Source organism: Paenibacillus sp. P22 (assembly GCF_000469945.2).
GTDB lineage: Bacteria > Bacillota > Bacilli > Paenibacillales > Paenibacillaceae > Paenibacillus_O > Paenibacillus_O humicus.
The window spans coordinates 1-11996 of record NZ_CBRA020000084.1; the positions used below are offsets into that span (position 1 = coordinate 1).

Annotated in this window: 12 protein-coding genes and 2 pseudogenes; all 14 read right to left on the reverse strand. The window is 56.6% G+C overall.

From position 1 onward, the window contains the following. Positions 1–202, reverse strand: a 202-nt coding sequence (locus BN871_RS13010; RefSeq protein ID WP_048746473.1) for a hypothetical protein, incomplete at its 3' end; no start/stop codon positions are given. 15 nt (positions 203–217) lie between these two features. Beyond that, positions 218–1117, reverse strand: coding sequence for a MotE family protein (locus BN871_RS13015; protein ID WP_048746475.1), 900 nt, complete (start codon positions 1115–1117; stop codon positions 218–220). Positions 1118–1170: 53 nt separating this feature from the next. Continuing rightward, positions 1171–1617: a flagellar export protein FliJ gene (gene fliJ, locus BN871_RS13020; protein WP_021882259.1), complete on the reverse strand. Its 447-nt coding sequence runs from the start codon at positions 1615–1617 to the stop codon at positions 1171–1173. Between the two features lie 8 nt (positions 1618–1625). Continuing rightward, positions 1626–2951 carry a flagellar protein export ATPase FliI gene (gene fliI / locus BN871_RS13025; protein ID WP_048746477.1) on the reverse strand — a complete coding sequence of 442 codons (1326 nt, stop codon included), beginning with the start codon at positions 2949–2951 and terminating at the stop codon, positions 1626–1628. Beyond that, positions 2948–3799 carry a FliH/SctL family protein gene (locus tag BN871_RS13030; RefSeq protein ID WP_048746478.1) on the reverse strand — a complete coding sequence of 284 codons (852 nt, stop codon included), beginning with the start codon at positions 3797–3799 and terminating at the stop codon, positions 2948–2950. The genes fliI and BN871_RS13030 overlap by 4 nt, the downstream gene beginning before the upstream one ends. Then, positions 3792–4804: pseudogene (gene fliG / locus BN871_RS13035) on the reverse strand (flagellar motor switch protein FliG). Before fliG ends, BN871_RS13030 begins: the two are co-directional and overlap by 8 nt. A gap of 12 nt (positions 4805–4816) precedes the next feature. Continuing rightward, entirely contained in the window at positions 4817–6382 is a 1566-nt protein-coding gene (fliF, locus tag BN871_RS13040) for a flagellar basal-body MS-ring/collar protein FliF (protein WP_048746480.1), read from the reverse strand. A gap of 39 nt (positions 6383–6421) precedes the next feature. After that, positions 6422–6730 carry a flagellar hook-basal body complex protein FliE gene (fliE, locus tag BN871_RS13045; RefSeq protein ID WP_021881387.1) on the reverse strand — a complete coding sequence of 103 codons (309 nt, stop codon included), beginning with the start codon at positions 6728–6730 and terminating at the stop codon, positions 6422–6424. Positions 6731–6751: 21 nt separating this feature from the next. Next, entirely contained in the window at positions 6752–7198 is a 447-nt protein-coding gene (gene flgC, locus BN871_RS13050) for a flagellar basal body rod protein FlgC (RefSeq protein WP_021881388.1), read from the reverse strand. A 3-nt stretch (positions 7199–7201) separates the two neighbouring features. Next, entirely contained in the window at positions 7202–7570 is a 369-nt protein-coding gene (flgB, locus tag BN871_RS13055; protein WP_127507871.1) for a flagellar basal body rod protein FlgB, read from the reverse strand. A 262-nt stretch (positions 7571–7832) separates the two neighbouring features. Then, a pseudogene (gene codY, locus BN871_RS13060) lies at positions 7833–8605 on the reverse strand (GTP-sensing pleiotropic transcriptional regulator CodY). A 25-nt stretch (positions 8606–8630) separates the two neighbouring features. Then, positions 8631–10025: an ATP-dependent protease ATPase subunit HslU gene (hslU, locus tag BN871_RS13065; RefSeq protein ID WP_021881391.1), complete on the reverse strand. Its 1395-nt coding sequence runs from the start codon at positions 10023–10025 to the stop codon at positions 8631–8633. Positions 10026–10079: 54 nt separating this feature from the next. After that, positions 10080–10622 carry an ATP-dependent protease subunit HslV gene (hslV, locus tag BN871_RS13070; RefSeq protein WP_048746485.1) on the reverse strand — a complete coding sequence of 181 codons (543 nt, stop codon included), beginning with the start codon at positions 10620–10622 and terminating at the stop codon, positions 10080–10082. A 27-nt stretch (positions 10623–10649) separates the two neighbouring features. Further along, positions 10650–11984, reverse strand: a complete 1335-nt coding sequence (gene trmFO / locus BN871_RS13075) for an FADH(2)-oxidizing methylenetetrahydrofolate--tRNA-(uracil(54)-C(5))-methyltransferase TrmFO (RefSeq protein ID WP_021879145.1) — start codon at positions 11982–11984, stop codon at positions 10650–10652. Positions 11985–11996: the final 12 nt, after the last annotated feature.

Genomic DNA, 11996 nt, shown 5'->3' on the forward strand with positions numbered 1-11996 from the left:
CTGCCAATGCCGCAGCAGCCGCTACGGCGTCCTGCGGAGCCGCCGTTCCCGCGTTCGGGGACGCTTGACCCTGAACGCCCGTCTGCAAGGCTCCAGCCATGGCTTGGCTGAACGGAGCCACGCCGGCCGCCTTGCCTCCGGCCGCTTGGACAGATGTCCCCGAGCCGGTCGCAGCAGCCGGTTGAGTCGTCGTGATCTCCATGGTTCACCTCCTATTCTATTTTCCCGCCATGAGCTTGCTCACGAGCTGAGACGTCAGCTTTTTGTCCAGTCCCGACATCTCCTGAACGATGGACGAGCGTTTGGAATCGCTGACCGAGCCAAGAATCCGAAGCACTTTGCTCGGGCTCACATCCGACATCGACAGCAGCAGCTGCGCCGCCTTCGCCGGATCCATCGATTCAAACGTTTTGCTGAGCTGATCTTCGCTGAGCAGTGCGGAGCCGGATGCAGGAGCTGCGCTTGAAGCCTGCTGGATTCTCGATTGCAGGGCAGCAATCTGCTGATCCTGGACCGGAACGGAATCCTTCAGTCTCGCTGCCGTTTCGGCTGCCCGCTTTGGATCCATCTTGGCCAAGATCGCTCCTTGGGCTCGGCTGTCCATCGAGTTCAGCACGAGAACGGCTTCATCCAAGGTCATATTCTGAATGATCGGAGCCGCTTTGCTTGGCGTCATCGAGGCGAACATTCCCCCAAGCTCCGCAATTTTGGCTTGATATTCGCTGCTGCTCAGCTTTTTCTGCTCGTCGCTTTTGATCAGCTGGTCGAGCTTGTCCTGCAGGTCGTTGATTTCCTTCTCAAGGGATGCCTTCTCCGCCTCGGCGGCCTGAAGCTTCCCTTTGGCTGCCTGCAGGTCTCCCTGCAGGCCGGCGATCTGCTTGCGCTGAGCAGCCCCGTTGTCCGGAGCAGGGGCGCCGGATGCGCTCCGGCTCTCCGGAATGAGCGACCCGACTACCGGTATGCTGCGGCCGGTATCCATCAGCCGCGAGCGCAGCGACGGATTGAACACCACTAGAAGCACAAGCACAAGCACCAGCGTGAACAGCAGCGGCGTAACAAAAAACAGGAAGCGTTCCATTCCGCTGTAGCTTTGTTTCTCACGTTCTTCTGCCAACATTTCATCCCTCCCGGGGGCATGAGTCGTCCCCGACTGCTTCATCTTGCCTTCTGCTAAAGCGCTGCGCGCGAATGGCGTTGGACCGCGATTTCATCGAGTTCCGCCTGCTCTCCGGCAAGCTGTGCAGCCTTGAATCGGTTCAAGGCTTTTTCTTTGGATTTCAGCCAGATCTTCTCCTGGATCTTGCGTTCGGCCAGACGATGCCTGGAGGATTCGACTTCGTTCTCTGCCGCCTGTACGACTTGCTGCTTGCTTCCGATGCAGGCATCCAGATGGGAGAGGAACCGCTGGATCGCTTGCAGCTCCATGAGCGGACTGCCTAGCATGCCGAGCTCTTCAAGCTTCCCTTCCCAGCGCAGACGCTCCGCGTTCAGCTCGGACAGGGACATCTCCTCCGCATGCAGCAGATCAAGCGCGGCCGTGAGTCCCCATTTGGCTTGCGTCGTCTCGCTTTGCTTCAAGTTGACAATGCTTTGATAGGCATAGCGGAATGAAGTCACGTCTCTGTTCAGCTCCCGTTGAATTGCCGGATCAGATGGTCCAGCGTCTCGTCAAAATGGGCTTTTTCATTCGTTCGTTGCTGCGTGAAATCCAGAATTCCGTCCATTTGGCTCATCGCCTGGTCGATTTCCTTGTTCGATCCGGGCTGATACGCCCCGATATTGATCAAGTCCTCCGAATCTTTATAGACAGCGAGCATCTTTTTGAGAGCGGAAGCCGCCTCCTGATGCTCGGGCTCTATGATCTCCTTCATGACCCGGCTCACCGAGGCGAGCACGTCGATCGCCGGAAAATGGCCTTTCTGAGCCAAGTCCCGGCTTAAGACGATATGTCCGTCGAGGATGCCTCTCACGGCATCCGCCACCGGCTCATTCATGTCGTCCCCATCCACGAGAACGGTATAAAAAGCCGTTATGGACCCCGTCGGCCCCGTTCCCGCTCTTTCAAGCAGCTTGGGAAGGCCGGCGAACACAGACGGCGTATACCCTCTCGTCGCCGGAGGCTCTCCGACCGCCAGCCCGACTTCCCGCTGCGCCATCGCATACCGGGTGACGGAATCCATCATCAGCATGACGTTCATCCCCCGGTCCCGGAAGTACTCCGCTATCGTCGTTGCGATCACCGCGCCCTTGATGCGGATCAAAGCCGGCTGATCGGATGTCGCCACGATTACGACGGAACGGGCCAGTCCTTCCGGTCCCAGATCCTTCTCGATGAACTCGAGCACCTCGCGTCCCCGTTCGCCGATGAGAGCAATGACGTTGACGTCGGCTGCCGTATTGCGGGCGATCATGCCCAGCAGCGTGCTCTTTCCGACCCCCGATCCGGCAAAAATGCCGACGCGCTGGCCCTGTCCTACGGTAAGCAGACCGTCGATCGCGCGAACCCCGATGCCCAGCGGCTGCTGGACGCGCGGTCTGAAGAGCGGATTGCTCGGAGGAGCGGTCGTCGGATAGCGGATCATGCGGCTGGGAATGAAGCTGCCGTCAAGAGGCCGCCCCAGGCCGTCCAGCACTTTACCGAGCAGCTCCGCCCCGACCTGGACCGTAAGCGGCTTGCCTGTGCCAACAACGTCGCATCCGGGCGCGATCGCATTGAGATCTCCGAGCGGCATGAGAATCAGTCTGTTGTCCCGGAAACCGACGACTTCGGCAAGGAGCGGGGGCGCCCCTTTTCCGGGATAGATCTGGCAGACATCCCCGATGCCGGCATCGGGTCCTTCGCTTTCGACGGTAAGTCCGATGACCTGGGTTACTTTGCCGTTGATGCGCACGGGATCGATGCCGGCGAGCTGCTCCGTATATCTCGAAGCCTTGGGAACCCTGGAGCTCATGAAGCAGGCGCCTCCTGACCTTCGCGCTGGGAAGCGATTCCCATCAGCTCCCGCTTGATTTCGGACAGCTGCGTGTCGATGCGGGCGTCGATGCTGCCGAATGCCGTCCGGATCACGCAGCCGTGATCCTTGACCGATGCGTCGGGCAGGATCTGCAGCTCGGCCTGAGAATCGATCGACAGCTCCAGCTCGTCCCTGGCGGCGAGAACCGATGAAAGCTGCGCGGGACTGACGCACAGAACGATGCTTCCATTCTCTCTTCGCCGGGAAAGCATGCTCCGGATAAGCTCGATGGCGATTTCGGGCTCAAGATCCAGCTGCTTGCCGACCAGCTTCTCTGCAATGGCGCAGCTCAGCTCCACGAGGAACGGCTCCGCCTCCTGGATGATCTGCTCCTTCATTCGGAAGGAGGATTCAAGAATGGAGGAGGATTCCTCGATTCTTTGCTCCCATTCCTTCCGCAGCGCGGCTTCGGCATCCCGGCTGCCTTGGCTGAAGCCCTCGCCATATCCGGCCTGGCGGGCTTCTTCTGCGATTCGTTCATCGTCCGCCCGTCTGGCATGCCACCAATCCTCGGCTTCCTGACGGGCCTGTTCCAGCAGCTCCTGGGCCTGCCTGGCCGCATCCGCCAACGTATCCTCGGCGACGCTCTGGGCGTCGCCGAGAATCTGGCTGCGCAGAGCTTCCGTAGCGGCATCCGGGCGGATCTCGCCGCGGTAGGCCAGCTCGCCGAAGCCGTCCGAAGCGGTGTCGGCACCGCTGGCTGCGGCAGGTTTCCGGTAAAATCTTTCCAGCCGCTGAAGCTGTTCCTGAGGGACTACCTGCGAGGATTTGAACAGATTAGACAATGATGTCATCTCCTCCGCCGCGGGCGATGATGATGTCGCCGGATTCCTCCAGCCTGCGGATCGTTCCTACGATGCGAGTCTGGGCTTCCTCGACGTCACGCAGCCGCACGGGACCCATGAATTCCATTTCTTCCTTGAACGTCTCGGCCATCCGCTTGGACATGTTCCGGAAGATCGCCTCGCGCACTTCCTCGCTTGCCACCTTGAGCGCAAGCTGAAGGTCGGCGCTCTCGATATCGCGGATGATGCGCTGGATGGAACGGTTGTCGATGCTGACGATGTCTTCGAAGACGAACATCCGCTTCTTGATCTCTTCCGCCAGCTCCGGGTCCTGAATTTCCAGGGAATCCAGAATCGTCCGCTCGGTGCCGCGATCGACGCCGTTCAGAATCTGAACGATGGAGTCGATGCCTCCCGCGTTCGTGTAGTCCTGGGTCACCGTAGCGCTCAGCTTCTGTTCCAGCACCCTCTCCACCTGGGAGATGACCTCAGGAGAGGTGCTGTCCATTAGCGCGACCCTGCGGGCGACTTCCGCCTGCTTCTCTTGGGGAAGCGAGGACAGAATATGAGAAGCCTGCTCCGGCTGGAGGTAAGAAAGCACGAGAGCAATCGTCTGGGTATTTTCGTTCTGGATGAAGTTCAGGATCTGGGTCGGTTCCGCCTTGCGGGCAAAATCGAAAGGCCTCACCTGCAGCGTCGCCGTAAGCCTGCTGATGACTTCCAAAGCCTTTTGCGAGCCGAGCGCCTTCTCGAGGATATCCTTCGCGTACGCGATGCCGCCTTGGGAGATATACTCTTGAGCAAGGCAGATCTGATAGAATTCGCTCATGATCGTGTCCCGCTCCGAGCTGTCGACCTTCCTCACGTTGGCGATTTCCAGAGTCAGCTGCTCGATTTCCTCTTCCCTCAGATGCTTGAAGATCTGGCCGATACATCCGGGCCAAGCGTAATCAGCAGAATGGCAGCCTTTTGGCGCCCGCTCAAGCTTTGCAGCGCTTTAACCATGAGTTGCCACCTCTATTCCTCTACTAGCCAGGTGCGAAGAAGGTTGACGAAATCATCCGGCTTCCGCTTGGCGAGTGTTTCCAAATTCTTGCGCACTTGATTCTCATTCGTGACGCTCTCCAGGTTGATCGAAGGATATTCGACTCTCGGCGCCATTTCCTCAATGATTTCCTCTTCCTTGGCGCGGCGGCGGCGAACGGCGAGCACGATTCCGCCGATAAGCGCGGCAGCTGCGACAGCGATGGCGGCGATCCATCCGGCGGTAAGGCCTTTGCCGGAAGCGGATGCTCCTGCTGCGGCAAAATTTTGACCGATGACAGAAACCTTTTTGGCTATGAGCGCGTCATTACTAACATCCTGTCCGGATTCCACCAGCTGGGAACGGACGAAAGAAGTTAGATATTGGGTGATTTGATCCTTTGTTTCCTGGTTTAATAATGAAGTAGGAATGCCGACGCTGATGCTGAGGTCTTTGACGGAGTAAGGGCCGCCAATGATCGTATTTTTGTAGCGGTTCGGCTCATAGTTGGTTGTGCTGGAGGTTTTTTCCGCCGTGCTGCTGCCCCCGCTCGATGTCGAGGAATACCCGGGTACATCGGTTTCTCCAGTGCCGGCAACGCCGCCGGCGTTCCCTTCCGTTCCTTCCGAGCTTTCGCTCGATTGCTGCTGGCTGATCACGAGACCGTTGTTGTTGTTGTTGTCGAGAGGCTTGACCAGGCTTTCCTCGCGGCTGACCTGATCGAAGTTCAGGCTGCTCAGCACGCTGACGGCAAGATTATCGCCGCCTACCATCGTTCCAAGGAACTGCTCGATATTCCTCTTCAAATCGCTCTCGTATTTCTTTTGGATCTGGAATTGAGAGTTCGCGCTGCCCGAGTTGTTCAGCGTCCCGCCGATTTTGGAGGAGGCTGTCAGCTCGCCTTGAGGGCTCGTAATCGTGATATCCGCGATTTTAAGATTCGGCACCGAAGTTTTGACGAGATTGAAGTAACCGTCGATCTCATCCTGGCTGGGCCGGAATCCCGGCTTGAATTTCATGACGATGGAAGCCGACGCGCCGCTGGTTTCTTCCGTTTGGGCAAATACGCTTTCCTTCGGAAGATTGACGACGACTTTGCTGGAAGCGACTCCCTGCATCCCGTTGAGCAGCTGCTGGATCTCTCCGTTCAGGGCGCTGCGGTATTTGACGTTGAATTCGTTGTCGGTCATGCCGAACTGTGAAGAACCCGTATTGAACGCGGCGAAGCCGATCGATCCATTCTGGACCAGACCTTGCGATCCCGCTGCGACCCGCACGCGATCTGCTTCGCTGCTCGGAACGGAAATTGAATTGCCGCCGTCTCCAAGCCGGTAAGAAATGCTGCTGCTGTCCAGATAATTCATGATTGCCTGGGCATCGGTGCTGTCGAGATCCTTGAACACCGTTTCGTATTGCGTTTTGGTCAGGATCGAAGTAAGCAGAATGATCGTCAGCAGCAATACCCCGATCGTCGCTCCCAGCCAAATCTTTTGCTTCTTGCCCATCGCTCCCCAGTAATTTTTGGCGGAATCGCGCAGGCGGGCCATCTTTTCGTTCACATCTTCACCCCGCAGAATGCTATTGCAATGCAGTCAGCTTTAAATTTGCATGCGCATGATGTCCTGATAGGCCTCTACCGCCTTGTTCCGGACCTGCGTCACCAGCTGAAGGCTGAGCTCAGCCTGCTGCGAGACAATCATGACTTGTGAAATATCCGCTTGGCCAACCAAGTACTGGTTGTTGACCTGATGCACGGTTTTTTCTTGCGCGCTGACACTGTCCAGGGCGTTTTTGAGCATCGTCCCGAAGCTTTCGGTCACTTCGCTCGGCGATGCGGCTTGCGTCTTGGCCGTAATAGCCGGTGTGTTCAGAGGAGAGACCTGTGCAAGCGTTATAGGCTGGATCATTGTGGACTATCCTTTCGGCTTTTATTTTCCGATTTCAAGAGCTTTGACGAACATCGTCTTCGTTGCATTCAATGCGGTCACGTTCGCCTCGTAGGAACGGGACGCCGAGATCATATCCACCATTTCCTTCGTAACGTCCACGTTCGGCATCTTCACATACCCGTTCTTGTCCGCATCGGGATGAGACGGATTGTAGACCAGCTTGTCCGGAGTGCGATCCTCCTGGATCCGGCTTACTTTAACCCCTTTGGACGCCTCTCCCATCTCATTTTGAAGCATCGATGCGAAGCTGCCTTCCTTCATGGGCTCCAACACGACCATTTTGCGCTTATAGGGCTGGAACTCGCCATTTACATAGGAGGCTCGAGTCGTCTCGGCATTCGCGATATTGGATGAGATCACATCCATTCGGAGCCGCTGGGCGGTCAATGCGGAAGCACTGATGTCAAATCCGTTGGTCAGCTTCATTTCTTACCCTCTCCCGTCGATGGCAGTCCGCATCATCTTGATCTCGTGATTGATCTGTTGAATGTAGGAATTGTAGCGGAGCTGATTTTTGGCAAGCAATGCCATTTCGCGATCAGGATCCACGTTGTTTCCATTATTATTCATGACAGATTTTTCATCCGTGACAAGCTGCATGGTTGGAATCTGGTCATTTCGACCTATGTCCATATGCATTTTTTGGGTCTTTATACCTGCTAAATCGTGGTTTTTCTGGCCGTTCAGCTGGTCATTCAGCAGCTCCTCGAATACCAGTTCCGAACGTTTGAAGTGCGGCGTGTCAGCATTGGAAATATTATCCGAGATTACCTGCTGCCTTGCTTCAGCGGCTCTCATTGCCCCTACAAGTCTGCTGAAATCCGCGCCGTTCAAGACATTCAATGCTGTTTCACCACTTTCTTCCTTAATGGTTTATCACTTATTCAACAAATCTTCAGGCATTCCTGCATCTTCGACATAAAATAATTAAAAAAATGAGAGATCGATGTCGAGATTTGCCGAGTACGATAATCTTCCTAAAATTTCATATTTATTACAATGAGAAAAAAGCCCTATCTTTATATAAAGATAGGGCTTTCCTGGGTATAAAGAACCTCTTTTACTTCTTCATCTTGCCTAATTCTTCCAAAAGTTGATGGTTCAGGATGCGGATGTAAGTGCCTTTCATTCCTAAAGATCGCGTTTCGATAACTCCAGCGCTCTCGAGTTTGCGGAGCGCGTTCACAATCACGGATCTGGTTATACCGACCCGGTCGGCGATCTTCGACGCAACGAGCAACCCTTCCTTGCCTTCCAGCTCCTCGAAAATATGCTCGACAGCTTCCAGCTCGCTGAAGGACAGCGAGCCGATCGCGACTGCGACGACAGCTCTGCTGCGCGCCTCAAGCGCGATTTCTTCGGCTCTCTCCCGCAGGATTTCCATGCCTACGATCGTGGACCCGTATTCGGCGAGGATGAGATCCTCATCGTCGAATACTCCGCTCAGACGCGTGAGGACGACGGTACCGAGCCGGTCTCCGCCGCCGGTGATCGGAACGACGCACATCATCTCCTGGGCGTTCATGAAGCGGAATACATCCGCGATGCCGGGATCGGGAACGACATTGGTCTCCGGCTCCCTCATTTGCAGGAATCGGCCGTTTGTCTCCTGAGGAAAGCGCAGCTCGGCTTCCGCTGCCAGGCTCCGGAACTGATCATGGTCGAAACGGTCGACTGCGGCGCAGCCAAAATCTTGCCTCTGCGGCTGACAACGAAAATGTTGGCTTGAATGACGGAGCTGAGAACTTCCGCCATCTCCCTGAAGCTGAGTGCCTTGCCCGCCGCTTTTTGCAGCAGCCGGTTCAGCGATCTTGTTTTGGTCAATAATGTCATCTTTCTGCTTGCCCCCCGAACTACCCTACAATATATATTGGCTCAAATCCCGGTCTTGCGCAATGGAGGATAGCTTTTCCTTCACATACTCCGGCGTGATGAGCAGACTTTCCAGCGTTAGGTCCGGCGCCTCGAAAGACAAGTCCTCGAGCAGCTTCTCCAGAATCGTATGGAGCCTGCGCGCGCCTATGTTTTCTGTATTGCGGTTGACGTCAGCCGCGATGGACGCAAGCTCCGCAATCGCCTCATCCGAAAATTCGATTGCGATTCCTTCCGTCGCCAACAGCGCGGTGTATTGTTTGGTCAGAGCGTTTTTGGGCTCCTTGAGAATCTGCACGAAGTCCTCCAGCGTCAGCGATGTCAATTCCACCCGAATCGGGAATCTTCCCTGAAGCTCAGGGATGAGATCGGACGGTTTGGAAACGTGGAACGCTCCTGCGGCGATGAACAGGATGTAGTCGGTTTTGACCGCTCCATATTTCGTCATGATGGTAGAGCCTTCGACGATCGGCAGAATGTCGCGCTGTACGCCTTCACGAGACACGTCAGGACCCGACCCCTTGGAAGGACTCGCGATCTTGTCGATCTCGTCCAGGAAGACGATTCCGGACTGCTCCGCCCTTCTCACCGATTCGCCGATGACCTCGTCCATATCAATCAGCTTGGCCGCCTCTTCCTGCGTCAATACCTTGCGGGCTTCCTTGACCGTAAGCTTGCGGCGCTTGGTCCGCTTCGGCATGAACTGTCCCAGCATCTCCTGCATGTTCATGCCCATCATTTCATTGCCCTGCCCCGACATCATATCCATCATCGTCGGCGAAGTATCCTCGACATCAAGCTCCAGCAGATCGTTTTCCAGCTCTCCGGCTTTAAGCTTTGCGCGGACAGCCTGCCTTTTGCCCAGAATATCGGGATCGTTCACCTTCTCTTCCTCATCGTCCTTGGACCCTTGATTGCCGAAGAGCATTTCAAGAGGATTTTTGCCGCCCTTGGACTTGACCGGAGACGGAACAAGAAGCTCGACGAGCCGTTCGTTGGCCTGCTCTTCCGCCCTGTCCTTCACCCGTTCGGTCCGTTCGGCCTTGACCATGCGAATCGACACTTCCACGAGATCGCGGATCATCGATTCCACGTCCCGGCCGACATAACCGACCTCGGTGAATTTCGTCGCTTCGATCTTGACGAACGGCGCTCCCACAAGCTTGGCCAGACGCCTGGCAATTTCCGTTTTGCCGACGCCGGTCGGACCGATCATCAGCATGTTTTTCGGAACGATTTCGTCCCTCAAGGCTTCGTCGAGCTTGCTGCGGCGGTAACGGTTGCGCAAGGCGACCGCGACCGAGCGCTTGGCCTGCTTCTGGCCTACGATATATTTGTCCAGTTCAGCAACGATTTGCCTTGGCGTCAAATCTTCCTTCACAGGCTCACTCCCTCTGCATACTAATAATCGCTATCGCGTTAAGGGCAGGAATCTTCAGACTTCTTCCACGATGATGCTGTGATTGGTGAATACGCAAATCTCCGCTGCCGTCTCAAGCGCTGCCTGAGCCATTTCCCTGGCGCTGAGATTAGGCGCGTGCCGCTTCAATGCCCTCGCGGCAGCAAGGGCGAAGCTGCCACCGGAGCCGATGGCCAAAATGCCGTCATCCGGCTCAATGACTTCCCCGTTGCCCGAAATCAGCAGCAGTCCGGTGGTGTCCATGACGAGAAGCATCGCCTCGAGCCGGCGAAGCACCCGGTCCGACCTCCACTCCTTGGCGAGTTCGACGGCAGCTCGCTGCAAGTTCCCGTGATGCTCCTCGAGCTTGCTTTCGAACTTCTCGAACAAGGTAATCGCATCCGCAACCGAGCCGGCAAAGCCCGCGGCTACTTGGCCGCGGTACAGACGCCGGACTTTTTTGGCGGAGCCTTTCATGATCATGCTGTTGCCGAAGGTCACTTGACCGTCGCCCGCTATGGCGCCTTTTCCATTATGGCGGACGGCGCATATCGTCGTCGCGTGGAACTGCATTTCCATGAACATGTCTCCCTTCGTGTCTGGCTCCTAAACGGACGGAACCGCTCCTAGAACATCGCGCTTGAAGGATTCAACCGCTTCGATCGCTCTTGCCGCGATCATCTCGTTCTTTTCCTTCTTGTTGCGGATCCGCTTCTCCAGCGGAGGGAATAGGCCGAAATTGGCGTTCATCGGCTGGAAGTGGCGGAAGTCGGCCGTCGTTATATATCCCGCCATGCTGCCGAGAGCCGTCTCTGCAGGCAGGACGAGCGGCTCCAGCCCTTTGGCCAGCCGTCCGGCGTTGAGGCCCGCCAGCAGGCCGGAGGCGGCCGATTCCACATAGCCCTCGACCCCGGTCATCTGGCCGGCAAAGAAGAGGTTCTCGCGGCCCTTGAACTGGTACGTCGACTCCAGCAGCTTCGGCGAGTTGATGAACGTATTGCGGTGCATGACTCCGTAACGGACGAATTCCGCATTTTCAAGCCCCGGGATGAGAGAGAATACCCGCTTCTGCTCTCCCCACTTCAGATGCGTCTGGAAGCCGACCAGATTGTAGAGCGTGCCGGCGGCGTTGTCCTGGCGCAGCTGGATGACCGCATGCGGCAGCTTGCCCGTACGGGGATCGATGAGCCCGACCGGCTTCATCGGACCGAACAGCACCGTCTGCTTGCCGCGCTGGGCCATGACCTCGATCGGCATGCAGCCTTCGAAATAGACTTCCTTCTCGAATTCCTTTAAGGCGGCCGTCTCTGCGGTAATCAAGGCTTCATGGAAGATGTTGAATTCCTCTTCCGTCATCGGGCAGTTCAGGTAGGCCGCTTCGCCTTTGTCATAACGCGAAGCCAGATAAACCTTCTCCATGTCGATGGAGTCCTTCTCCACAATCGGAGCGGCGGCGTCGTAGAAGTAGAAATACTCCTCTCCCATCAGGTCCTTGATCGCTCCGGAGAGCGCTGGCGCCGTCAGAGGGCCGGTAGCGATGACCGTAATTCCGTCCTCCGGAATCGAGGTGATCTCTTCGTTGCTTACCGTAATCAAAGGATGATTGCGCAGCGTTTGCGTAATATCTCCCGAGAATCCGTCGCGGTCAACGGCTAGCGCGCCGCCGGCTGGCACCGCATTGCGATCGGCCGATTCGAGAACGAGAGAGCCGAGCCTTCTCATTTCTTCCTTCAAGACGCCGACGGCATTGGTGAGGCCGTTGGCGCGCAAGCTGTTGCTGCATACAAGCTCGGCGAATTTGTCGGTATGATGCGCAGGCGTGCGGGTAACCGGACGCATTTCGTACAGATGGACCGGAACTCCCTGGGAAGCGATCTGCCAGGCGGCTTCGCTGCCGGCCAGACCGGCTCCAATGACGGTAACGTGCTGTGGTGTGGACACTTGCTATTCCTC

Coding starts and splice junctions, on each gene's coding strand:
- fliI (WP_048746477.1), bottom strand. CDS start 2,951: ATGAGCTCCAGGGTTCCCAAGGCTTCGAGATATACGGAGCAGCTCGCC.
- flgC (WP_021881388.1), bottom strand. CDS start 7,198: ATGAAGCTGACCAACGGATTTGACATCAGTGCTTCCGCATTGACCGCC.
- flgB (WP_127507871.1), bottom strand. CDS start 7,570: ATGAGAGCCGCTGAAGCAAGGCAGCAGGTAATCTCGGATAATATTTCC.
- fliE (WP_021881387.1), bottom strand. CDS start 6,730: ATGATCCAGCCTATAACGCTTGCACAGGTCTCTCCTCTGAACACACCG.
- BN871_RS13015 (WP_048746475.1), bottom strand. CDS start 1,117: ATGTTGGCAGAAGAACGTGAGAAACAAAGCTACAGCGGAATGGAACGC.
- hslV (WP_048746485.1), bottom strand. CDS start 10,622: ATGGAAATGCAGTTCCACGCGACGACGATATGCGCCGTCCGCCATAAT.